This is a genomic window from Aliidiomarina sp. (genome assembly GCF_047920995.1).
Lineage (GTDB): Bacteria > Pseudomonadota > Gammaproteobacteria > Enterobacterales > Alteromonadaceae > Aliidiomarina.
In genome coordinates this window covers 30,245-54,338 of record NZ_JBLRWZ010000009.1, presented here as the reverse complement: position 1 = coordinate 54,338, position 24,094 = coordinate 30,245, and the positions used below count along the sequence as shown (strand labels likewise).

Genomic DNA, 24,094 nt, shown 5'->3' with positions numbered 1-24,094 from the left:
AATAAAGCCGCTTCTTGTGGAAGCGGCTTTTTGGTACAGTAATTGCGGTGTGTAAGTGCTGGTGGGCGTTAGAGCATTCACTCGCTGCGATTTTTAGCGGCTCGTTGAGCACCTTCAAATAACGGCAAAATTAAATCGAGGGCACTTTGGTTACTGCTATCTTCGAGTTGCATTTGGTTGTTCTGCAGGGGTGTTACGCGCTCACCCCATTTAATTAAACCAGCGCCACAGGTGAGGCCACCACCAAATACCGCGCTAATAATTGAATCGCCTGGTTTTACCATGCCGGTTTCTAGCGCTTCGGTGTAGGCAATAGGCAGGGTAGCTGAAGAGGTATTACCATATTTTTGGATGTTCACCATGGTTTTTTCTTCCGGCACTTTGCACATTTTCGCCAGAAAATCGATCAGGCGCTTGTTCGCCTGATGCGGGATGAGCACATCGATATCATCAACGCTTAAACCGGTTTCTTGGAATACACCTTCTACCGCAGCGCTCATGCCTTTTACGGCGCGCTTGAATATTTCTTGGCCGATAAAGTTGAATGGCATTACGCCATCGAAGTTGTAGCGATCGAAGCTCATGCCGAAATCGAGTGAGAGCACATCACGGGCATCGGCATCACAACTTACTTTTGACGAGAGTAAGCCAGATTCAAGATCAGATGCTTGCAATACCATGGCTCCTGCACCATCACCGAATAACACGGCACTTTCGCGCTTGGTCCAATCGAGAATGCGGGTTAAGCGTTCGGCACCAATTACCAATACGTTTTTATGCATACCCATGCGAATGCTTGCGGTAGCAAAGTGCATCCCGTAGAAAAAGCTGCTGCAGGCGGCATTTAAATCGAACGCAGCAGCATTCTTAGCACCAATTTCTTGTTGTACTTTTGAAGCCACGTTAGGAATGATTTCGTCTGCTGTGCAGGTACCTACAATGATTAAATCGATTTCTCGTGGATCGAGATCAGCGGCAGCAAGGGCGTTGCGTGCTGCTATTGCGGCCATCGCTGAGGTACCCACGGCGCTTACGCGGCGCTCTTCAATGCCGGTACGGCTACGGATCCATTCATCAGAAGTATCCATAAACGTGGCCAAATCGTTATTGGTGAGGATTGCTGGCGGTACACACTTTCCCCAACCGGTAATTTCTGCAAATTTCATTCAACGAACCTTAATTTAATCTGTTTTGAACAGTATGCGCATCGCATGCGTGACTGATAACTAACAATCGTATACCTTTATTGGCGATAATTGAATTAAAACAGTTACTGCATTAAAAGGACAAAACATAATGCGCAATTTAATTGCTACGTTAATGCTAGGAAGCGTGTTGCTAACGGGCTGTATGAGCACGCCGAAAACCCCAGAACATTTAGTGATTCAGCAGCCAACTGCCGGCAGCTTGCAAGCACCTACCATGCAAGCAGTAAACTTGCAGGTACGAGATCAACGCACTCAAAACCACATATTACGTGTGGAACATACTGATGATAAAGCCGAGTTTGCCACGAGCACTGTGCCTCTGGCTACTCTGATCAGTAGAGCAATGGCAGATTTCTGGCCAAATGATGAATCTGCGGCAGTACAATTTACGGTGTATTTAGAAGAAGCATTGATTTTAGTGTACCCAGATGGTGGCAACTATCGAGCCGAGCATGAGATGGCCACTCGCTTGGTGGTGCGCAGCGGCGATCAATGGGTTTCTCGGCGTTACGTAACTCGGGTTGCAGGCGGTCCCTACAAGCGTTTAGATTACGGACATCTGAATGATACTTTTAACAAAGTTGTGCAAACGAACGTGCGCGATATGTTTAAAGATGTAATTCTGCAGGAATGGCTTGCGGAGCACGCGCATTGATTAATAGAGCGGCCAATAGAGCGGTAAGCAGCTCTCGTAGTTATTCGCTATTCATTATTTGTGAGCAATGAACAAAACATCATAGTTAGTAATGTTATTGGAGTGGAACATGAACGTAAAAGGGTTAACGGTAATCTGGGGTTTGGTGATAGCAGCTACGTTGGCCATTAGCCCGCTGGCTTCAGCAAGCAGTGCAGATGATGCTGCGATACAAAAACAAAATTTGTATCCAAGGGTAAAGTTTGTAACCAGCATGGGTGACATGGTGGTGGAGCTGAATCGCTGGCGCGCGCCGTTAACCGTAGATCATTTTTTGCGCCATGTGGTGAGTGGTAGCTACAACGATACCTTGTTTCATCGCGTGGTAGAGGATTTTGTAGTGCAGGGCGGGGGCTATAAAGCAGACGGCACGCCATTACCTGAGGGCGATATGGTAGTGAACGAATCGGGCAACGGTTTAACCAATAAATTCGGCACGATTGCGTTGGCACGCCAGAATGAGCCGCACTCGGCGCGGGGCCAATTTTATTTCAATGTGAAAGACAATGATACTTTGAACCCAAGCTCCCGCCGCTGGGGTTATGCTGTATTTGGTGAAATTGTTGAGAATGCGGAGTTATTGCACGAACTCTCTGCGGTAACAACTGAGGTAAGTGAACAGCTAGGGTTTCCTGATGTTCCGGTTGAACCGCTGCGCTTAATTTCGGTTGAATTATTGCCTGAAGCGCAATAATTGCCGTGGCAAAATTATTAAACCAAGCCCCGGTGGGTTTCGGCAATGTTGTGCGGTTTTATCTGCAACGGCGGCTGCTTACTATATTTTTACTCGGGATGGCGAGCGGCTATCCGTGGGTAATGATCGGTTCTTCAATGTCGGCTTGGCTGAACGAAATGGGGTTTACCCGCGCCACTATTGGCTTCTTTGGCGCTGTATTTGCCGTATATTCGGTTAACTTTTTGTGGTCGCCATTAGTGGATAGGGTGCGCATTCCTGTTCTTAGTAACTGGTTGGGGCATCGGCGTAGCTGGGTGTTATTTTGTCAGCTGGGTGTTGCTGCCAGCTGTTTCTTCCTTGCCCAAATCGATTTTACTACGCAGTTGCGCTTCGCTGGCATGGTGGCATTAACCATCGCCATATTCTCGGCAACCCAAGATATTTCTATTGATGCATATCGAATTGATTCAATTGGCGAGCATGAAGCACGCTTGCAATCCGCGGGTGCGGCGATGGCCACCGCAGGTTGGTGGACCGGTTTCGCTGGGCTAGGTGCAATTCCGTTTTTCTTATCCGATTTACCCGGCTGGGATTGGCCCCGCGTTTACCAAGTGCTGGCGGTAATGATGCTGTTTTTAAGTGCCGGGGTGTGGCTGGCGCGGGAGCCGAAAACTGATCGCCGTGTATTGCAGCGAGAAGCAGAGTTGCGTTATCAGCAAGTGTTGGCAGGTGCCGGTAATACTATTCGTATGGGCCATAAGCTTACCGCATGGCTAGGGGTTACCCTGGTAGAACCGTTAGCGGAGTTCTTCCGCCGCAATGGTGTGCGTTTTGCCTTGTCAATTTTGTTGTTCGTGCTGCTGTTCAAGGTTGGCGAAGCCTTCTTGGGGCGAATGTCGATTGTTTTCTACCAAGAAGTTGGTTTTACCAATTCAGAAATAGGTTTGTATTCGAAGCTGGTGAATTGGTGGATTACCATTATTTTCTCGCTGTTGGGCGCATACGTAACTATGCGCATTGGTATCTTGAAAGGCCTGTTTATTGGCGGCAGTGCCATGGCGTTGAGTAATTTACTGTTCTCGGCGTTGGCGGTTGTAGGGCCCAGTAAGCCCTTGCTATTGGCTGCGGTGATCTCCGATGGTTTCACCTCAGCTTGGTCTACTGTGGCCTTTGTGGCGCTGATTTCACTGTTGGCGAACCGCGCGTTTACCGCTACTCAATATGCGTTGATGGCCTCCGTGGCCACATTTGGCCGCACCGTACTTGCCGCGTATAGCGGTGTAGTGGTGGATTGGCTGGATGGCAACTGGGCGGTGTTCTTTCTGTTAACCACCTTGATGGTAATCCCTAGCTTGCTATTCTTATGGACAATTCGTAAGCCTATTCAAGCACTAGAAGATGAAGGCCGTGCCAAACAAGCGCGGTGGGATGAAGAGAATGGCTAGTTCTGCGGGAATTAAAGATTTACAAAGCAAGCTACAAAGCGATTTGCAAAAGAATGCACCAGATACGCAGCCAACTTGGGTAGTGGTTGGTACTGGTGCCTTAGGTTCACTATGGGCGCATGGTTTGCAGCAAGCTGGCGCGCCGGTAATGGTGTACTCCCGGCATGCTAGTGATGGGCCCGAGGTAGAGCTTAACGTTGTGCCTGCCGCAGGCGCAGCGCCGCAGGCCGCACAAACACCTAATTCCGCTGCAGCAAATATCACTCAGAAATCGATACGAGCACGTTTTCCGGTAATTCATTCAGCCGCCGCAGCGCCTTCTGGAGCGATTTGGCTGATTATGGTGAAAGCATGGCAACTAGAGCCCCTGTTGCGGCAAATATTGCAGCAGTTCTTCCCGGAACAGGGGGAGGAGCAGGGAGAGGAACAGGGAGCGGAGCAGGTTATAAGTAAGGGCGCAGCTAACTGTATAGGTAAAGCCCCTATGCAGCTGGTTTTAAGCCACAATGGCATGGGCGCGGCCGATACGATGTTGGCACAAGCAGCGCAAGCAGGCCACGTACAAGTATATGATTTAGTAACTACCCATGGTGCGTGGCGGCAATCGCGATTAAGCACAGTGCATGCGGGCTTGGGAGAGAGTTGGCTAGGGCTCCGCAGTGCAAAAGCCACAGGCGCTGAGCATGCAACCGATACTGCAGAAACTAGCACCGCTGCAATGAATTCGCTAATTGATGCAGAACGGAATGGCCCACAACACGCGCTTACCCGCTATGCGGCGCTTGCTGAATCGAACGATAAGCCACAACAGCCAGCTTGGTTTCACACCTTAGCGCAAGCATTACCGCCCTTACATTGGGAGGCAAATATTAGCGCTAGGCGTTGGCACAAACTTGCCATTAATTGCGTGATTAATCCGCTGGCAACCATTGCCGGTGATGTGAATGGTGTGTTAAGAAAGAACGAATACCAACCCAAAATCCGCGCCATTTGCGAAGAGATTGGTAACTTGAACCCGTACCTTGATGCAGATGTGTTAGTAGCTTCGGTACAACAAGTAATTCGTGCTACGGCAAACAATCGCTGCAGCATGTTGCAAGATAGTGAGGCCGGCAAGCCCACTGAAGTAGATTATTTAAACGGTTTTATCTGCCAAGAGGGCACGCTTTTACATGTGGCAACACGGGTAAACTGCGAACTTTGGCACCAGCTAGCGAGCTCGAATACGAGCAAGGACAAAAATGAAAAAGAATAAAGAACCAGTGTATTACGGCGATTACCTTGGTTTAGATAAATTACTGAGTGCGCAACAACCGGTTGCACCGAACTACGGTGCTGAAGCGCATGACGAGATGCTGTTTATTATTGTGCATCAGGCCTATGAGCTGTGGTTTAAGCAGATGATGCATGAGCTGCGCTCGGTGTTGGCTATTTTCCGAGAGCCGCATATTCCCGATGAACAACTGATGACCATTGTGCATCGGCTGAAGCGGGTAGTAACCATTCAAGAGCTGTTAAACCAGCAGATTAGTGTAATGGAAACCATGACGGCGCAAGATTTTCTCGAATTCCGTGATTATTTAGTGCCCGCTTCAGGCTTTCAAAGTATTCAGTTCAAAGAAATTGAAATTAGTTTAGGGGTGCGCCGTGATAAGCGTATCGCTTTTGATCAAGCCTCGTTTTATAACCGCATTAACCCGAGCGATCGAGCCTATCTAGAAGAGTTGGAGCAACAACCTGATTTATTTACTCGGGTGGATGCTTGGCTGGCGCGGATGCCTTTTTTAGAACAGGACGAGTTTACCTTTTGGCAACACTATCAACAGGCCATCGATCAGCAATTGTTGCATGATGAAGAGATTGTGCGCGCGAATACGCTGTTAAGCGAAGAAGAACTTACTACTGAGCTAGAGGAATTAGCAACAACACGCGATAACTTTTCGGCGCTGTTCGAAGCGGATAAATATGCCGCGATGCAGGCGGATGGCAGAGTGCGTTTATCGCAGCGAGCAATGCAGGCCGCGTTGTTTATCAATTTGTACCGTGAAGAACCAGTGTTTAACTTACCCTACCAGGTGTTAAGTGCCCTTACCGATATTGATGAGAACTTAACAATTTGGCGGTATCGGCATGCCATGATGGTGCAACGTATGTTAGGTTCGAAGATAGGTACGGGGGGCTCTTCTGGCCACGAATACCTTAAACGCACAACGGAGAAGAACCGGATCTTCACCGATTTTATGAATTTGGCCACGTATTTATTGCCAAAAGGGAGTTTGCCACCGTTACCGGCCTCTGTAAGGGCAAGTTTACGCCGGGAGTTATAAATGAGTGACATGGAATCTGTGGCTGCAAGTATTAGTGAATCTGAAGCCAAAACCGCCGCTGTGTTCCGCGCGTTGCGTGAGCGTGCCCAGCGGCGCAGCCCTGAATTAACCCGCGAGTGGTTCGCCCAATCGGTGTTCAAAACCCGCAGCGATAAGGTTGTAGCGTATTTGGATGAAGCTGAGAAGAATGCTCGTATGCTAGCGGAAATATCCCCGAGTTCGCCTACCTATCCATTTGTGCGCGATGTAGTAGAGCAACAACTGAACGCACTAGTGCAAGCTCTGTATAAAGATTAACCAGTGTGCGCGTTAGTTTGCGTAAAACACGAAAAGTTCACATTTGTTGCGTAAAATAGCCCTATAAGGCTTGCAACCCTTATACGTTTTGATATAGTCAGGGTGTTGGGCGTTAAAATCTAACAACATCTTGGGATAAAGTGCCCGTATATGTTGGGTGGGTTGTGTAGAGCGAACCACTAAGATTTCTCAACAGTTTGTTGATTTGTAAACAAAAAGTTTTAAACAAAACACTCAAGATAAAGCAGCAATTTTCTGCTGCATAATAAACCTAAAAATCACCACGAGTGATCCAGGGAGATACTACATGTACACAAATAGCAAAGTAGCTAAGTCCGTTCGCTTAGCATTGATGTTTGGTGCTTCAGCTACAGCATTCGCTGGAATTGCGCAAGCGCAAGAGCAGGAGCAAGAAGAAGAACAGGCGGAGCGCGTTGAGCGTATCCAAGTAACTGGTTCGCGTATTTCTCGTTCAGAGATGGAAGGCGCGCTGCCGGTAACAACTATTAGCCGTGAAGACATCGATCTTTCTGGTGAAACTTCAGTTGCCGATTTACTTCGTGGCACAACTTTTAACACTTCTGGTTCATTCCGTCCGCAATCTGGTAGCGCGGCGCAGGGTACTGCAACCGTAAGTTTACGTGGCTTAGGTGCTTCTCGTACGTTAGTTCTTTTAGATGGCCGTCGTTTACCAACGTCTCCATCAACTGGTTCTAGCCAAGATTTGAACATCGTGCCAATGGCAGCGGTAGAGCGGATTGAAATCCTTTCTGACGGTGCATCTGCAGTATATGGTTCAGATGCGATCGGTGGTGTAATCAACATCGTAACACGTCGTGATTTCAACGGCGTTGAAGCGCGTTATGGCCGTTCAACTGTAAGCTTGCCAAGTGATGGCGGTGATCGTGAAGAAGGTTCAATCGTATTCGGTTCTTCTAGCGATACTACCCGGGTAATCGGTGGTGTTTCATGGAACAACCGTGACATCATTTTTGAAAACGCCTATAAGTGGGTGCAACCAGGTACTTCAATTTACGGTAATAACGTAACTGAAACTGATAACTCTGGTGGTTTCCGTGCTGCAGATCCAAGCACTTGTGCGGATACAGTGAACTTCCGCTTAACGGGTGCAGCAAATACTTGTGCTTACAACTTTAACGCAACAAATGCGAACGAAGCATCTACTGGTAACCAAGGCTTGTTCTTGAAAGCTGACCACGATATCAACGATGATTGGAACGTGTTCATGAATGCTAGCTATGCGCGCGCCAAATCGTTTGGCCGTTATGCTCCTTCATTGAATGATCCAGGTTCAACGCTAAATGCAAGCAGCTTGAACAACCCAACCAACCCTGATAGCCCGTTCTATAACCCAGGATATGCTGCAGATGGCCGTAACATCGGTGTTGCTGCATACAACAGCTGGTTAGCTGGTGATACAGTGTTTGCTGGTGATAACGCAGTAACTCCGCGCTTCAATGATGAAGATGAGCTGATCGGTGGTACCGTTACGGGTAACCGTGACATGAAATACTGGCATCGCTTCGCTTCAATCGGTAACCGAGATAGTTATGTAGATAACACTTCTACAGATTTACTATTCGGCGCTCAAGGCCGTATCGGTGAAGTAGATGTAGATTTCGGTGCGCGTACCAGTAGTTCAAAAACCTTTGATATTGGTTACAACTACTTATTGCGTACCCAAGCTGACAACCTGGTGAACAATGCATCGTTCACGGGCATCTACTATGATTTACGCGATCCATTGGGTTCACGTTACACTTCTGAAGCTGATCAAAATGCTTATGCGCAATTGATTAACAGCATGAACGTAACCATTTCGCGAGTTTCGCAGTTTGATCAAAGAGAAATTTTTGGTTCTGCTAGCTTCGATGTAATGGATACGAATGCAGGTATGATTCAAGCGGCAGTAGGTTTCGAGTACCGCGAAGAAGATTATGTGGATCAGTACGATGCGCTTTCTGAAGCCGGTTCTGTAGGTGGTTCTGCGGGTAACTCTGCAGGTGGTGGTCGTGATGTAACTTCAGGTTATTTCGAAGTACTTGTGCCAGTAACCTACGATTTTGAATTGAACTTCGCAGGCCGTTTCGATGAGTATTCTGACTATGGTTCAGATTTCTCGCCAAAAGCAAGCTTCCGTTGGACCCCAACTGATACGCTATTGGTTCGTGGTTCGTGGGGTGAAGGTTTCCGTGCACCAAGCTTGGATATCATCACACAAGCACCGTCTTCTGGTAACCCATCAGTTTCTGATCCAGCAACTTGCTTGAACTTCTCGCAAGCTGCAAACTGTGCAGTGCAGGTTCGCCAAGAAACGCGTGCAAACCCAGATTTAGAATCTGAGCAATCAACGCAAATGTCATTGGGTGTTGCATATCAGCCAGCTGATTGGTTCAACTTCTCACTTGATTACTGGAAAGTTGAAATTACCAATCGGATCGCATCGTTTGGTGCAGGTAACTTGTTAACCCGTGAGCGTTTAGGCCAGAATATTCCAGCTGGTTTAGGTATTATTCGTAACACGAACGTTGATTTTACTGGCCAAGTACCAGCAGGTAGCCCAGTAAATCCAATCGTTCTTGTAAACGGTGGTTTCGGTAACGATGGTTCAATCGATATCGAAGGCTTTGATTTCAATGCACGTACTAACTTTGATTTCGGCCAGTACGGTCGTTTAAACCAGAACTTACAAGTAGCTTATACTCGTTCATTTAAAGTGGATGGTGGTACTAGCTTCGTAGGTGAAATTGGTGACCCGAAATACCGTGCAACTTTACAAAACGTGTACAGCATTAGCGATTTTGATATTGCTTGGAACATGAATGTAATCGGCGATCAACAAAGCACCACTAACCCAGATGATTATATTGCTACTTGGATCACTAACGATATCCAAGTAACTTATAACACTTCTTGGAATGGCCGCTTAACTGTTGGTGCTCAAAACGCGTTCGCTAAAGAGCCGCAACTGCGTGCATTCGGTGGCCGTAGCTACAACTTCAACCTTTACAATGCGTTTGGCCGTGTAACTTACTTCCGTTACACGCAAAAATTCTAAGTAATTGAGTTGAGTTAAATTTGGTTGTTAATAACCAACATAAAAACCGGCCTTAGGGCCGGTTTTTTTTCAGCCACTATTTTCAGCCACTAATAGAGATAAAGAAACTATGCAACATTGGAGTGATTATTGGCGCAATTCAGGCGCGTTAAACAGTTTTGCCGAATCAGGGGCGGCCTCAGGCTATGCCGGTGAAATAGCCGAGTTTTGGCAGCAGCACCTCAGTAAATGTGCGAAAGATGCTTGCGTGGTAGACGCTGGTACCGGTAATGGTGCTCTTGCAGTATTGATAACCGAGTACGGGGAAAAACATAAGCGTGCTTGGGAGGTTATCGGAGTTGATGCGGCGGCGATTAATCCAGAAGCGAGCTTGCAGGGCAAACCAGAGCTACAGAAAAAACTGCAGGGAATTAGCTTTCACGGTGAAACGCCTATCGAGAAAATGCCCTTTGCGGATGGTTCTATCGATTGTGTAACTAGCCAGTTTGCCTTTGAATATGCGGATACAAAACCGGCGCTGCAAGAGATTTTTCGAGTGTTGAAGCCAGGCGGTGAACTGGTGGTAATGGCGCATCATAGCGAATCGGCATTAGTGCAGGATTCCCAACGTGGTTTACAAATTTTCGATTATATCTTGAATAACTCGCCACTTTTTATGCAACTTGATTTGCTCTTTAATTTGGCCTCGGGAGCGCTAGATAACATGGATTACACGAGTTGGAATCGCACGCAAGAATGTATCGCGGTTACCAAATCAGTGCAGTGGACCATGACGATCATCAATGAGCGTTTTAACCAAGCAGGCGATGGAGAATGGGTGAATGATGTATTTGGCCAGGCCATTGGTTTAATTAAATCAGTGCAGGATGCACAAACTGCCAAGCAAGCTTTGCAGGGCTTGGGAGGGGTTTATAATGCGTTGCAGAATCACGTATTACGCATCCAAGAACAGGTTTCTGTGGCTTTGAATAAAGAAAAGTTAATGGCACTTCAAAGCATAGTTGAAGATTTGCAAGGCGAATTTTCGTATGCAGATTTTACAATTGAAGATGAGTTGTTCGCTTATACTTTCACGGCGAAAAAGCGTTAGCTTTAGCTAACTAATTAGTTTTCGAAGCCTTTTTTTTCTTGCTAAAAAATAATGCAGTAAATTTGCTACTAGCGAGGCATGGCGCATGATCTGGTCGGATGATTTGCTCTCATGTGCCTTTTGTATATGAACTTTTTGTGCACGCATACATTCTGAGAAGAAACCTCTATTTGCTCGGTTGACAGGCTCGCCGTGTTCGTGGGAGTATTCGAGGAATGCTATTTCTGCGAGATAGCTATTTTGGTGTAGAAAACTTTTTCATCACTCACACAACTGGGTCCCGAGCATTACCAGGTGACGTTCGCACTTCTGTTCACGCCTCGTAAGCGAAGGATAAAGTTAAGTCAAATTGGTTGGGAACTATGACCACAGTAATTAAACGAAGCAAAATCGCTGCCGCCGTGGTAGGTGTGATGGCGCTGACAGGAGTAAGCTTGGCCTCAGCTCAAGATACGTCCTTGTCACAGTTACAGGCTGAGCAAACGCAAACCAATCGCGCCAATGCTGCCTCTCAAGAGCGTATCGATTCGTTGTTCGAACAGAGCAGCGATCTTCTAGGTGAGTACCGTTCGGTAGTTGCCGAGTTCGAAGCGCTTAGACTATACAACAACCACGTTCAGCGTCTTGTAGACGATCAGAACGCGACGCTTGATTCGTTACAAAATCAAATTGATGGTATCGAAGAAACGCGCCAAGGTGTTGTGCCACTTATGTACAAAATGATCGATTCACTTGGTGAGTTCGTTCAGCTGGACATTCCAATTCACCGTGAACAGCGGGAACGTCGAGTTGAGCGTTTACGTGAGTTGATGGTTCGCTCAGAAGTTACTGATTCTGAGAAGTTCCGTCAGATCATCGAAGCATACCAAATTGAAATGGATTACGGCGTAGGCCTTATCTCTTATCAAGGTACGTTGAGCTTCGAAGGCCAAGACATTGCAGTAGATTACTTGCATGTAGGTCGTATCGCGTTCTTGGCACAATCGTTAGATATGCGTAATGCATGGGTATGGGATAACGAAACCCGTTCTTGGGGTCGTGTAGAAGACAACTTCTTAAGCCCGCTTACTCAAGCAATCCGTATGTCTCGCCGTCAGACCGCCTTTGATGTAGTGCGTCTGCCAATCTTTGCCGCGGAGAATGCAGAATGAAACAAGTAGTGAAAAACCTCATGGTAGCCGCGGCAGGTATTACCCTTGCGGCAACAGCTGCGTTTGCTGTGAATGCACAGGAAACTGAAGCTAGAACTCTTGACGAACTTTTACAGCAAGTTCAACAGCAACGCGCAGCTGCGCAGCGTATTGATCAGGCTCGTGAACGTCGTTTCCTAGATGATCGTGCTGACAAGCAACAATTGTTACGCCAAGCGCAGCAAGAACTGCGTAATGAGCAAGCACGTAGTACTCGTTTGCAAGAAGAGTACTCGCAAAACGAAATTAGCATCGCTAACAAAGAAACCGAACTTGACAACATGGTTGGTACTTTGGGTGAGATCTTCGGTGTAATTCGTGGTGCAGCATCAGACACTATCGGCCGTATTTCTACCTCGATCGTTAGTGCACAATATCCAGATCGTGAAAAAATCTTGGGTAGCCTTGCGGAAGCACGTGAACTTCCAAATATCGCTGAATTAGAAGAGCTTTGGTTAGCGCTTCTTACCGAAATGACTGAATCAGGTAAAGTTGCTCGTTATCAAGGCGAAGTAACCTTATTAGATGGTGGTTCTGAAGTTCGTGACGTAATCCGTATTGGTGCATTCAACCTGATTTCTGAAGGTGAATACTTAATCTACAATGATTCAACTCAGCAAATTCAGCCTATCGCTCGTCAGCCTTCTGGCCACATCTTGCGTGCAGCGGCTAACTTTGAAAATACAACTTCAGGGTATGCTGGATTGTTCATCGATCCGTCACGCGGGCAAATCTTGAGCTTGTTAACCCAGAAAGCAACACTTTCTGAGCGTTATCATCAAGGTCAAACCGTTGGTTATGCGATTACCTTTGTGTTGTTCCTCGGTTTCGCTATCGCGATTTACAAGCTGGTAACTCTTACTGCTGTAGGTGGAGCAATTCGTCGTCAGTTGAAAGATCCTCAGAACCCTTCAGATAAGAACCCATTGGGCCGTATCTTAAAGGTGTATCATGAGAATCCAAATACGGACATTGCCAACCTTGAGCTGAAACTTGATGAAGCGATACTTCGCGAAACACCGTCAATTGATTCGGGTGTGAATATTATCAAGATCTTGGCAGCTATTGCGCCGCTAATGGGTCTACTAGGTACGGTAGTTGGTATGATTGGTACCTTCCAATCAATCACACTATTCGGTACTGGTGATCCACGTATCATGGCTGGCGATATTTCAATGGCACTTGTAACCACGGCCTTGGGTTTGATTGCAGCACTGCCGCTTATCGTTATTCACTCAATTGTGGCTTCGAAGAGCAAATCAATTCTCCATATTCTCGATGAGCAGTCTGCCGGTATCGTAGCTACTCATGCAGAGAAGAAAGGAGCGTAAGCCATGCAATTGTACCTGATAGGACTATGGGAATCTGTCAGGGATTTTATTGGCACAGGTGGTGACGTTTTATACATGGTGTTCGCCGCGCTGTTAATCATGTGGATAGTTATGATTGAGCGTTGGTGGTATCTACTCGGCGTATTCCCAAAAGAACGGGAAAAGATAGTTGCCGAGTGGAACGCCCGTAAGGACACCACCTCCTGGTACGCACATAGAATCCGTGATGCATGGATTTCCGAAGCGTCCGATAAATTGACAGCGCGGATGCTCGTGCTGAAGACGATGATAGCCATTTGTCCGTTAATCGGATTACTTGGTACGGTTACGGGGATGATCACTGTTTTTGAAATTATGGCAGTGCAAGGAACCGGTAACCCTCGTTTGATGGCAAGCGGTATCTCGATGGCTACGATTCCGACTATGGCGGGAATGGTTGCAGCTCTGTCAGGTATGTTCTTTGCGCAGCGTTTAGACGCACGTGCTAAAGCTGCAAAAGAACGCCTTATTGACAGTCTGCCACATCATTAAGAGAGAAGAATTATGGCACGTAAACGTTTACGCGAAGAAGAAGAAGCAACACTAGACATGACTCCGATGCTCGACATCGTATTCATCATGTTGATCTTCTTCATCGTTACAACATCGTTTGTGAAAGAAGCTGGTATCGATGTAAATCGTCCAGAAGCTTCACAAGCGACTCAGAAGCCTTCGGCCAACATCTTTATTGCTATCCGTGAAAACGGTGAAGTATGGATGGACCGTCGCCAGGTTGATGTAGAGCGGGTTGCCGCGAACTTGGAACGTCTCCTTGCTGAACAACCTACCGATATGGTGGTTATTCAAGCAGACGAGGGCGCCCGTCACGGCGTTGTTGTTAGAGTGATGGACCAAATTAAAGAAGCCGGCATTGCCCAGATTTCAATAGCAGCGGAGAACGACTGATATGGTGCGCTTAATAGTATCGATATTACTAGGCGCTGCGGTCACCTTCTTACTGTTTGTCTTCATGGCATTCTTAATCAGTGGCGGTGAGGGGCGGAATGAACCACCTCCGCCTCCAACCACCATTGATATAGTGTCAACACCACCGGAATCAGATGAAGCGACGCGCAGAAGAACGCCGCCGCCTCCTCCGGAGCCGCCAGAGCAACCACCTGAATCGCCGCAAAGCGAACCAGATGCCTCTGACGACGCAGTGTCCTTTAACTTGGATATTGGCGGTGTAGATCTTGGCGGGGCCGATACTGGACTAGGTGATCCTAGTGCTGGTTTAGGTCGGGATGGCGATGCTCAACCGATAGTTCGGGTAGAGCCACGTTATCCTCCTGCTGCGGCACGAGACGGTATTGAAGGCTGGGTGCGGTTACGCTTTACAATTGACGAAACTGGTGGCGTTACTGATATTGAAGTAATGGAAGCGCAACCTCGTCGGGTGTTTGACCAAGAAGCACGACGTGCTTTAGCCCGGTGGCGTTATGCTCCGAAGATCGTTGATGGTCGCCCACAGCGTCAAGAAGGCCTTACGGTTCAACTCGACTTTACAATGGACGGGAGTTAATTCATGAAAGCTATCACATCTATAGTTTGTGCTGTGGTTGTAGCCATGGGTGTAGCTTTTGCTCCAGCTAATGCACAGCAAAACACTGATGTTGGATTCACGATTCCAACGGCAGAAGAGCTTCAGCGAGCGAAGGATAATCGTCGCTCGCAAGCTTTAGCTGAGCGGGTTGCCCGTCGTGTTATGTCTGCGTTTGAATTGTACGAAGAGAACGATATTCGTGGCGCAATCGCCGAGCTAAACGAAGCACCAGCTCGTACTGATTATGACCGCGCTTATGTTGCTCGCTTTAAAGGTTCGATGTACGCAGCACTCGAAGATGACGATACTGCAGCAAGACAAGCAATTCGCTATCTCGGCGAAGCAGTGGAAGCCAATTTATTAAGCTTCAACGACCATGCGGCATCGTTACAAGTGTTGGGTAATCTTTATTTGATAGAAGAAGATTACCAGCAGGCGCTTGTAACAATGCGCCGTTACCTGCAATTTAAGGGTGAATGGGAAGCTGATGTATTGGTTCGAATGGCTTCTGCACACATGGAATTAAAGCAGTATGATCGGGTAATTCCATTTGCGGAGAAAGCGCTTCAGGAAATGGGCGAACCGCATCGTAATCCTTACGTTTTAATGATTGCGGCAAACTACGAAGCCGGTAATATTCCAGAAACGTTGCGTGTTTTGGAACGTGGTTTGGAAGCTTTACCTGGTGAGCGTGGCTGGTGGGTGCAGTTAGGCATGATCTATATGCTTAACGAACAGTACGAAGAAGCCTTGGCTACACTTCGTATCGCCTACGATGCAGGTTACTTGCGTTCTTCGAATGATTACCGTGCATTAGTGCAGTTATACGCGAATAATTCAGTTCCGTATTATGCCGCTGATATCATGGCAAGCAACATCGAAGCAGGCAACATTGAGAGAACCGATCGTAACTTGGCTACTGCTGCACGCAGCTTTAACTCTGCGCGTGAGTTCGCTAGATCTGCGGAAATGTATGGTAAAGCGGTAGAATTCGCAGCAAGTGATGCGGACCGCCGTGATTACTATCGTCGGCAAGGGGAAGCATTGCTTCTGGCGCAGCAATATCGTAATGCTGTAGCACCTTTTCGTGCGGCTATTGATTTAGCCAGTGGTGAAGATCTTGGGCGTTTGTATATGTCTCTAGCGGAAGCTTACTTTTACAGTAATCAGTACCGCCAAGCATACCAAGCAGCACAAAGCGCAACGCGTTTTGCTGACACGCGCCGCAATGCAGAAGGCTGGTCAAGATTCATTAAAGATACAGCTGAACGCCGCGGTTCAAGCATCTAAAACATGTACTGTTTTAGTAAACAAAGCCCTGCTCTTGAGCGGGGCTTTTTGCTGTGTGCATGCTTGCATATGGGGGTACATGGTGGTGCATGGGTGTGCATGAGAGAGTAAGGATGCGCATAGTAAAGCGCCACTGCCAGCAAACTAATCGGGTAACTTTAGCGTAAATAGGATCGGTTTAGTCTGTTTCTAATGAATGGAACTTTCTAAACGTTTAGGGATCATATATGATCTGCACCCCTTTATTTGTTGTACTGAGGAACTCGCATGGCGAATAACGAATCATTTAAAGACCAATCATCAGTAATTCATTTAGTGTTAGCGGTACTTGCGTTTGTTGGTATTGCGTTGCTGATGCCGGTTTTACAGTTGATTAAATTGTTCACGGGCTAACGCGCACCGTTTTTACATTGGCACGCGGATCAGCATTCAAGTTGCTCTTTTGAGGTAGTTATTATGGCATTATCTTTGCTTTTGGTAGAAGATAACGAACGGACACGAACGCAGATATTGAATATTTTGCAAAAAAGCGAATTTCACATAACTGTTGCGATTGATGGATTAGATGCACTTAACCAAGCAAGAATGCGTTGCTTCGATGTGGTATTACTAGACCACAAGATGCCACTGATGGATGGCTTAACGCTATTGAAGAACTTGCGTGATGAACCACTGTACGCAAATACGCCTTTGCTGTTTATGACCACAGACGAACCAAAACAAATTAGCAAGAAAGCTGAACGTTTAGGTGCTAATGTAGTGCTCGGCAAGCCGTTAGACGCGGATCTTTTACTGACTAAATTACGCCACTTTGCGCGCGATCGTGTAGTGGCCTGAGTGAATACGAATGACCCATTATGTAGCTGCGGATATGCGCGGCAATTATATTTCTCGGTTAATTAAACCGGTTGCAGATTTCCCAAAGCCTGGCCTTACATTCCGCGATATTACCCCTGCGCTGCAAGATCCTAAAGCACTGCGTAATAGCATTGATTTGTTTGCTGAGCGTTATGCAAGCTCAGGGTTAACGCAAATTGTTGCAGTAGAAGCTCGAGGCTTTATTTTTGCAGCGGCGTTAGCTGATCGTCTCGGCATCGGCCTTACCTTAATGCGGAAAGCCGGTAAGTTGCCTAGAGAAGTGTTTTCAACCAGTTACACTCTTGAGTATGGTGATGATATTCTTGAGTTGCATAAAGATGCTCTGAAGCCACGTGATAAAGTAGTGGTAATGGATGATATGCTAGCCACTGGCGGTACTATGAGTGCGGCGATTCATCTTCTGCAGCGTACGCCAGCCACAGTGGTAGAAGCAGCCTTCGTATGCGAATTGCTGTATTTGAATGGCCGCAAGGCGATGGATAAATTAGGTGTGAATAGCTATGCCATCTGTGCGTTTGATGAGTGAGCGTAAGCCTAATTACTAAAGAATTTTAATAATAATTATTGGAGGTGGCATGAGCTATCAGGTGCTAGCAAGGAAATGGCGGCCGCGTAACTTTTCTGAAGTTGTTGGCCAGCAACATGTGTTGCAAGCACTTACCAACGCATTAACGCATCAGCGTTTGCATCATGCCTACCTGCTTACCGGCACCCGTGGTGTTGGTAAAACTACAATTGCCCGAATTTTATCGCGTAGCTTAAACTGTGATAAAGGGATTACCGCCACACCTTGTGGTGAGTGTTCTGCGTGTGTTGATATTGAAGCTGGCCGTTTTGTGGATTTAATGGAAATCGATGCCGCTTCTCGCACCAAAGTAGAAGACACTCGGGAAATTCTTGAAAACGTACAGTACCGGCCAACTGCTGGGCGCTATAAAGTTTACCTTATTGATGAAGTGCACATGCTTTCGCGGCATAGCTTTAATGCGTTATTAAAAACGCTAGAAGAGCCACCTCCCCATGTTATTTTCCTGCTGGCCACTACTGATCCAGAAAAGCTTCCGGTTACTGTGCTTTCCCGTTGTTTGCAATTTAACCTGCGGGCACTTACCCGTGAGGAAATTAGCACGCAATTACAGCATATTTTAACTGCAGAAAAAATCCGTTTTGATGAATCGGCATTGGCGCTTTTAGCCCGCTCTGCCAATGGCAGTATGCGCGATGGGCTAAGCCTTACAGATCAGGCTATCGCCCAAGGCAATAATGAAGTACTCGAAGCTTCGGTTGCGCGCATGCTGGGTAGAATCGATCATGCCAACTTACTCGATTTACTGGCATCGGTAGCCGATGGTAACGTGGATGCGGTACTGCAATCGTTGCGCGAATTAGTAGATAAGATTCCAGATATCGCAGGTGTGCTTACTGAGCTACAAACCATGCTGCACCAGTTGGCATTGGCCCAGGTTGCTCCAACGCTATTAGATTCCGAACTGTTAGCGCGCAGCGAGCAACTAGCTGCATTAGCACAGAAGATTGACCCGGCTACGGTGCAAGTGTATTACCGTACCGTGCTCGATGGCCGCCGTGAGTTGCCTTATGCACCAGATGCCTTTAGTGGCGTTGAGATGACCCTGTTGCGGATGTTGGCGTTTCGGCCCGCGGCAACAGACACTGCAAGTGGTTCGGGAGTACCCATTGCGGGAAAGCCTGAAGCGGTAACTAGCGCGCCGGTAAAAGCGGCTGAACCCGATAATGTGGTTGAAACTAAAGCCGAAGCGGCCCCTGAGCGTGCTGAGAACACACCTCAGGTGCAGACGGAAGCAGTGGAAGAGCACGAAGTACCTGCATATTTAGATGATGATGAAGATGATGATTCGGCTGCTTTGTTTGCGGAACAATTGTTTTCTGAACAAGCGAGCATTGAGCAGCAAGCTTCTGCGGTGCGCCCAGCGGCTGAGCCTGAAGTGCAGCCTGCGGCATCTTCGGTACATGCAGCAGTATCTGCAGCGCCTGCACCTGAAAGCATCGCTGCGCCTTCGTTAGAGAGCGCTGATTTAACTTCATTGATGGCAACCCGCAAGCGTTTAGCGGCCAAAAAAGGGTTTGAAGCAGCTTCTGTGGTAGCGGATGTAGAGCCTATAGTTTTGGAGCAAGAGCCATCAGCGCGGAAGCAAGAGCCAGCCGCCGATGCGCAACCAACAAGTAACGGTAAAGTTATTGCGGCTGCGCAAGTTGATGCTTGGGCGGCGCAGATTGAAAAGCTGGCAGTGGTAGGGCGTACACGGCAAGTATTGTTGCACTCGCAGTTGCATGAGCAGCCGCAAGGCTACGTACTAGAAGTAGCTGCAGACATGCAGGCGCTGTTATCGGGGCATATGAACGCGAGTATTAAAAATGAATTGGCGACCGTGATTGCCAACAAAGAGCTGGAAATTAAGCTTGGTAACCCGCAGCGGACACCATTTCAAATTCAGCAAGAAATTAATGCAGCACTGCAAGCTGATGCGGAAAAACGGGTTGCTGAGCATCCGGGTATTCAACAACTGCAATCGTCTTTAGCAGCTGAAGTGAAGCAAGTAACTGTGTTGCACTAGTGTTGCTGCCCTTGTGCTGTGATAAAATTAGCGTATACGAGCCACTTGTAATTTAAGAGCCAAATTTAACTAAAGCCAAATTTAACTAAAGCCAAATTTAATTAAAGAGAGAAAAGCGATGTTCAAAGGCGGAATGGGTAACATGATGAAGCAGGCGCAACAGATGCAGGAAAAAATGCAGCAGGCGCAAGAAGAAATTGCCAGCATGGAAGTAACCGGTGAAGCGGGTGCAGGCTTGGTAAAAGTTACCATGTACGGAAACCATAACGTGAAGCGTGTTGCGATTGATGCCAGCTTGTTCGGTGATGAAGATGATCGGGAAATGCTGGAAGATTTAGTTGCTGCGGCAACCAACGATGCGGTGCGTCGTGTGGAAGAATCGAGCAAAGAGAAAATGTCTTCAATTGCCGGTGGCATGGGCCTTCCTCCGGGCATGAAACTACCATTTTAATGAAAGTTAATGAAAGCGTTTAGCCCCGCAATTGCAGCTCTAATCGAAGCACTACGAGTGCTTCCTGGAGTAGGCCAAAAAACCGCCCAGCGCATGGCATTTCAGTTATTGGAACGCCATCGTGATGGTGCCGGTAAACTTCAGCATGCTTTAGCGCATGCCTTGGAGGTTGTGGGGCGCTGTAGTAAATGCCGAACCCTGAGCGAAGATGATATTTGCGGTATTTGTGCCGATGAAAGCCGTGTGGCTGAAGGCTCATTATGTATTGTTGAATCGCCTGCAGATGTATTAGCGGTGGAACAAACCGGCCAGTATAAAGGCCAATACTTTGTACTTATGGGTAGGTTATCGCCGCTGGATGGCATTGGCCCTGGGGATATTGGCCTTGATTTACTCGAGCAACGTTTTCAACGCGATGCGATTCAAGAAGTGATTTTAGCTACAAATCCAACCATGGAAGGCGATACTACCGCGCATTTTATTGCTGATTTAGCTGCCCGCTACCAGATTCGCGCGAGCCGAATCGCCCACGGCGTGCCGGTGGGTGGTGAGCTTGAATATGTAGACCATACTACTCTTGGCCACGCTTTTTCCGGCCGCAAGAACTTCTTGTAACCCCACAAATTTCTCTGTTTACCCTTGAATTCCTGATCCTGTATCCCCATAACTTAAACCAGGTTATTAACACGATACTTCAGGAGAGTAATCACCATGGCTGACCATCAGCATGCTGAAAAACACGGTTTTCAAACAGAGGTAAAGCAGCTTCTGCACTTGATGATTCATTCGCTGTACTCGAATAAGGATATCTTTCTTCGTGAGCTTATTTCCAACGCTTCGGATGCAGCCGATAAGCTACGTTTTAAAGCGTTAGAAAATAATGCACTGTTCGATAATGATGCTGAGTTACGGGTGCGGATTAGCATTAACAAAGACGCGCGCAGCATTACCATTAGTGATAATGGCATTGGTATGAGCCGCGATGATGTAATGAGCCACTTGGGCACCATTGCTAAATCGGGTACCAAAGAATTCTTTAGCCAACTTTCTGGCGACCAAAGCAAAGATTCACAGATGATTGGCCAATTTGGGGTGGGTTTTTACTCGGCCTTTATTGTTGCCGATCAAGTAACGGTGCGCACTCGCGCAGCCGGGCTCGGCAAAGATGAAGCGGTAGAATGGCAATCTGCAGGCGATGGCGAATTTACCATTGCACCGATTAGCAAAGAGGGCCGTGGTACGGAAATTACCCTGCATTTGCGTGAGGGTGAAGATGAATTTTTAGATAATTGGAAGTTGCGCGAGATTGTAACAACGTACTCTGATCATCTGAGTATTCCGGTGCAGATGTGGAAGGATGAGCAGCCTGAGCGCGATGGCCCTGATGGCGAGAAAATTCCTGCGCAGCCGGGTGAATGGGAAACCGTAAATGCTGGTAAAGCCTTGTGGTTGCGCGAGAAAGCAGACATTAGTAAGGAAGAGTACCAAGAGTTTTATAAATCGGTAGCGCATGATTTTGATGATCCGTTGCTGTGGAGCCACAACAAGGTTGAAGGGAAGCACGAGTACACTAGCTTGTTGTTCATTCCAAAGCGGGCGCCTTGGGATTTGTGGAACCGAGAAAATCAGAAAGGCATTAAGTTATATGTGCAGCGCGTGTTCATTATGGACGATGCGGAACAGTTTATGCCTACTTACCTGCGCTTCGTGCGTGGTTTAATTGATTCTAATGATTTACCGCTGAATGTTTCGCGGGAGATTTTACAGGATAATAAAGTAACCCGAGCAATGCGCAGTGCGAGCACGAAAAAAGTGCTGCAAAGCTTGGTGAAATTGGCCAAAGATGATGTTGAAGCATACAACAGCTTCTGGGATAACTTTGGTAACGTATTGAAAGAAGGCCCAGCGGAAGACCAAGCGAACATCGAACGCATTTGTGAACTGTTGCGCTTTACTTCTTCTCATGAAGATAGCGCTGAGCAGCGTGTTTCTTTAGACGCCTACATTGAGCGCATGAAGGAAGGCCAAGAGGCGATTTACTATATTGTTGCTGATAGCTATGAAGCGGCGAAAAACAACCCAGCATTGGAAATCTTCCGCAAGAAAGGCGTGGAAGTGTTGTTACTTTCAGATCGTATTGATGAATGGCTAATGAGCCACTTAACCGAGTACAAAGAGAAGAAATTCCAATCGGTTACCCGTGGTGATTTAGATTTGGGCGATTTGGATGATGAACAAGACAAGGCTGAGCATGAGAAACTGGAGAAGGATTTCGAAGGTACCGTGCAACGCTTTGAGAAAACCTTAGGCGATAAAGTGAAAAAGGTTCGGGTAACGCACCGGCTAACCGATTCACCTGCCTGTATTGTTACCGATGATAACGATATGAGCACGCAAATGGCGAAGTTAATGGAAGCGGCAGGGCAAAAAGTACCAGAAACTAAGTACATTTTTGAGCTGAATCCTGAGCATCCATTGGTGCAGCGTGTGGCCGATGAGCAGGATGAAGAACGCTTTGGTGAGTGGGCGGAATTGTTGCTTGAGCAGGCTACGTTAGCGGAACGCGGTAGCTTGAAAGATCCAAGCACCTTTGTACGCCGCTTGAACAAACTGATGCTAGCCCTGTAATGTTCGCTCGCTAGCTGCAGGGAAAGTTAGCGCCCGGTGCGGTTGATAGCATGATATTTACCGTATAGGGTGGCCGCTTTGTAACCTGCGCAAGTAAGCACATTCGTTATTATTTAAAAAGCTCGATTTCCTCGGAAATCGGGCTTTTTTAGACTATGGTCGGCCTTGTTATTTCGGCCTTGGAGGGGTAAAGTTGGGCGCATAAATTTTACATCTATCCAACACTACAAACTTAGGGGATTAACCATGCGGATCATTCTGCTGGGTGCGCCAGGCGCAGGGAAGGGCACACAAGCCCAATTTCTGATGAATACTTATCATATTCCACAGATTTCGACCGGGGACATGCTGCGTGCTGCGATTAAAGCAGGTACAGAGCTTGGCAAGAAGGCGAAAGAAGTGATGGATGCAGGCCAATTGGTTTCCGATGATATTATGATTGGCTTGGTGCAAGAGCGCATTACCCAAGAAGATTGTAGCAATGGCTTTTTACTAGATGGCTTCCCGCGCACTATTCCGCAAGCGGATGCGATGCAAGAAGCCGGTATTAAAATCGATTATGTGCTGGAATTCGATGTGGCTGATGACGTGATTGTAGAACGTATGGCTGGCCGCAGAGTGCATCCGGGTTCTGGCCGTGTGTATCACGTGAGCTATAACCCACCGAAAAAAGATGGTAAAGACGACGTTACCGGTGAAGATTTGGTAGTGCGTGAAGATGATAAAGAAGCCACGGTTCGCAAGCGCTTGAAGATTTATCATGAGCAAACCGAACCTTTGGTAGCGTATTACAGCAATCTTGCTGAGCAAGGCGTGGTGGCATGCCACAAAATCGATGGCACCCAGAAAGTGGATGACATCAACCATCAACTGCAAGAAATTCTAGGCTAATTACTATGCTACTACCGATTACGAGTTTATTTGCAGCAATCTTAACCTTGCTTTACATGGTGTTGGCGTTCCGCATTATTCGCTTACGTTGGCGCGATAAAGTAGGCATAGGTACTGGCGAAAGCCCTGATTTAAAAGCCGCTGTTCGTGTGCATGGTAACTTTGCGGAATATGTGCCGTTGGCACTCATTTTGCTCGGTTTAATGGAGCTGAACGGTGCTAGCCCATTATGGTTATATGGCTTGGGCGGGCTGTTATTTGTAGCGCGTATTAACCATGCGATTGGCCTTACTAAAACGATCGGTGTTAGCCCTTATCGCTCGATTGGCGTATTAGGTACGTTCGCGATGTTATTGCTCGCGGCAGGTTACTTAATTGGCTTTGTTTTAGGTAGCTAATAGAATGCGCCTAGCGGGGCAGGGAACACTTGCCTTGTTAGGTG

At 47.3% G+C, this 24,094-nt stretch carries 24 protein-coding genes; 23 read left to right on the top strand and 1 reads right to left on the bottom strand.

All coding sequences use genetic code 11. From position 1 onward, the window contains the following. Nucleotides 1–77: 77 nt before the first annotated feature. On the bottom strand, nucleotides 78–1,166 hold the full coding sequence (locus ACNA7P_RS03930; protein WP_416257310.1) for a ketoacyl-ACP synthase III: 1,089 nt from the start codon (nucleotides 1,164–1,166) through the stop codon (nucleotides 78–80). A gap of 130 nt (nucleotides 1,167–1,296) precedes the next feature. Between ACNA7P_RS03930 and ACNA7P_RS03925 the strand changes: the two genes are divergently transcribed. From ACNA7P_RS03925 to ACNA7P_RS03815, 23 genes are all read left to right on the top strand, one after another. Further along, a complete protein-coding gene (locus ACNA7P_RS03925) occupies nucleotides 1,297–1,863 on the top strand; it encodes a YajG family lipoprotein (protein WP_416257309.1) in 567 nt (188 codons plus the stop codon). Between the two features lie 109 nt (nucleotides 1,864–1,972). Continuing rightward, nucleotides 1,973–2,596 (top strand): peptidylprolyl isomerase, encoded by a 624-nt coding sequence (locus ACNA7P_RS03920; RefSeq protein ID WP_416257308.1) that lies wholly within the window; start codon nucleotides 1,973–1,975, stop codon nucleotides 2,594–2,596. Between the two features lie 5 nt (nucleotides 2,597–2,601). Then, the gene (locus ACNA7P_RS03915; protein ID WP_416257307.1) at nucleotides 2,602–4,023 is read left to right on the top strand and encodes an AmpG family muropeptide MFS transporter; all 1,422 of its coding nucleotides are present in this window, start codon (nucleotides 2,602–2,604) and stop codon (nucleotides 4,021–4,023) included. After that, complete coding sequence (locus ACNA7P_RS03910) at nucleotides 4,016–5,278, top strand: ketopantoate reductase family protein (RefSeq protein WP_416257306.1); 1,263 nt, start codon at nucleotides 4,016–4,018, stop codon at nucleotides 5,276–5,278. The genes ACNA7P_RS03915 and ACNA7P_RS03910 overlap by 8 nt, the downstream gene beginning before the upstream one ends. Next, a complete protein-coding gene (locus ACNA7P_RS03905; protein ID WP_416257305.1) occupies nucleotides 5,265–6,350 on the top strand; it encodes a tryptophan 2,3-dioxygenase family protein in 1,086 nt (361 codons plus the stop codon). Before ACNA7P_RS03910 ends, ACNA7P_RS03905 begins: the two co-directional genes overlap by 14 nt. After that, nucleotides 6,351–6,647 (top strand): primosomal replication protein PriC, encoded by a 297-nt coding sequence (gene priC, locus ACNA7P_RS03900; RefSeq protein ID WP_416257304.1) that lies wholly within the window; start codon nucleotides 6,351–6,353, stop codon nucleotides 6,645–6,647. 307 nt (nucleotides 6,648–6,954) lie between these two features. Next, nucleotides 6,955–9,726 (top strand): TonB-dependent receptor domain-containing protein, encoded by a 2,772-nt coding sequence (locus ACNA7P_RS03895; RefSeq protein ID WP_416257303.1) that lies wholly within the window; start codon nucleotides 6,955–6,957, stop codon nucleotides 9,724–9,726. 109 nt (nucleotides 9,727–9,835) lie between these two features. Next, entirely contained in the window at nucleotides 9,836–10,816 is a 981-nt protein-coding gene (locus tag ACNA7P_RS03890; protein ID WP_416257302.1) for a class I SAM-dependent methyltransferase, read from the top strand. A 362-nt stretch (nucleotides 10,817–11,178) separates the two neighbouring features. Further along, nucleotides 11,179–11,967 carry a DUF3450 domain-containing protein gene (locus ACNA7P_RS03885; RefSeq protein ID WP_416257301.1) on the top strand — a complete coding sequence of 263 codons (789 nt, stop codon included), beginning with the start codon at nucleotides 11,179–11,181 and terminating at the stop codon, nucleotides 11,965–11,967. Beyond that, entirely contained in the window at nucleotides 11,964–13,337 is a 1,374-nt protein-coding gene (locus tag ACNA7P_RS03880; RefSeq protein WP_416257300.1) for a MotA/TolQ/ExbB proton channel family protein, read from the top strand. Before ACNA7P_RS03885 ends, ACNA7P_RS03880 begins: the two co-directional genes overlap by 4 nt. A 3-nt stretch (nucleotides 13,338–13,340) precedes the next feature. Beyond that, nucleotides 13,341–13,868, top strand: coding sequence for a MotA/TolQ/ExbB proton channel family protein (locus ACNA7P_RS03875; protein WP_416257299.1), 528 nt, complete (start codon nucleotides 13,341–13,343; stop codon nucleotides 13,866–13,868). A gap of 12 nt (nucleotides 13,869–13,880) precedes the next feature. Next, nucleotides 13,881–14,282: an ExbD/TolR family protein gene (locus ACNA7P_RS03870; RefSeq protein ID WP_416257298.1), complete on the top strand. Its 402-nt coding sequence runs from the start codon at nucleotides 13,881–13,883 to the stop codon at nucleotides 14,280–14,282. A 1-nt stretch (nucleotide 14,283) separates the two neighbouring features. Further along, the gene (locus ACNA7P_RS03865; protein WP_416257297.1) at nucleotides 14,284–14,898 is read left to right on the top strand and encodes an energy transducer TonB; all 615 of its coding nucleotides are present in this window, start codon (nucleotides 14,284–14,286) and stop codon (nucleotides 14,896–14,898) included. 3 nt (nucleotides 14,899–14,901) lie between these two features. Beyond that, nucleotides 14,902–16,209, top strand: coding sequence for a hypothetical protein (locus ACNA7P_RS03860; RefSeq protein WP_416257296.1), 1,308 nt, complete (start codon nucleotides 14,902–14,904; stop codon nucleotides 16,207–16,209). Between the two features lie 267 nt (nucleotides 16,210–16,476). Beyond that, complete coding sequence (locus tag ACNA7P_RS03855) at nucleotides 16,477–16,602, top strand: hypothetical protein (RefSeq protein ID WP_416257295.1); 126 nt, start codon at nucleotides 16,477–16,479, stop codon at nucleotides 16,600–16,602. Between the two features lie 63 nt (nucleotides 16,603–16,665). Further along, complete coding sequence (locus ACNA7P_RS03850; protein ID WP_416257294.1) at nucleotides 16,666–17,046, top strand: response regulator; 381 nt, start codon at nucleotides 16,666–16,668, stop codon at nucleotides 17,044–17,046. 10 nt (nucleotides 17,047–17,056) lie between these two features. Beyond that, nucleotides 17,057–17,614 (top strand): adenine phosphoribosyltransferase, encoded by a 558-nt coding sequence (locus ACNA7P_RS03845; protein ID WP_416257293.1) that lies wholly within the window; start codon nucleotides 17,057–17,059, stop codon nucleotides 17,612–17,614. 49 nt (nucleotides 17,615–17,663) lie between these two features. Next, a complete protein-coding gene (dnaX, locus tag ACNA7P_RS03840) occupies nucleotides 17,664–19,682 on the top strand; it encodes a DNA polymerase III subunit gamma/tau (RefSeq protein ID WP_416257292.1) in 2,019 nt (672 codons plus the stop codon). A 118-nt stretch (nucleotides 19,683–19,800) separates the two neighbouring features. Further along, a complete protein-coding gene (locus tag ACNA7P_RS03835; RefSeq protein WP_416257291.1) occupies nucleotides 19,801–20,133 on the top strand; it encodes a YbaB/EbfC family nucleoid-associated protein in 333 nt (110 codons plus the stop codon). A 9-nt stretch (nucleotides 20,134–20,142) separates the two neighbouring features. Next, nucleotides 20,143–20,748: a recombination mediator RecR gene (recR, locus tag ACNA7P_RS03830; protein ID WP_416257290.1), complete on the top strand. Its 606-nt coding sequence runs from the start codon at nucleotides 20,143–20,145 to the stop codon at nucleotides 20,746–20,748. A 96-nt stretch (nucleotides 20,749–20,844) separates the two neighbouring features. Then, complete coding sequence (gene htpG, locus ACNA7P_RS03825; protein WP_416257289.1) at nucleotides 20,845–22,761, top strand: molecular chaperone HtpG; 1,917 nt, start codon at nucleotides 20,845–20,847, stop codon at nucleotides 22,759–22,761. Nucleotides 22,762–23,007: 246 nt separating this feature from the next. Next, nucleotides 23,008–23,652 carry an adenylate kinase gene (gene adk / locus ACNA7P_RS03820; RefSeq protein ID WP_416257288.1) on the top strand — a complete coding sequence of 215 codons (645 nt, stop codon included), beginning with the start codon at nucleotides 23,008–23,010 and terminating at the stop codon, nucleotides 23,650–23,652. A gap of 5 nt (nucleotides 23,653–23,657) precedes the next feature. Beyond that, nucleotides 23,658–24,050, top strand: coding sequence for an MAPEG family protein (locus tag ACNA7P_RS03815; RefSeq protein ID WP_416257287.1), 393 nt, complete (start codon nucleotides 23,658–23,660; stop codon nucleotides 24,048–24,050). Nucleotides 24,051–24,094: the final 44 nt, after the last annotated feature.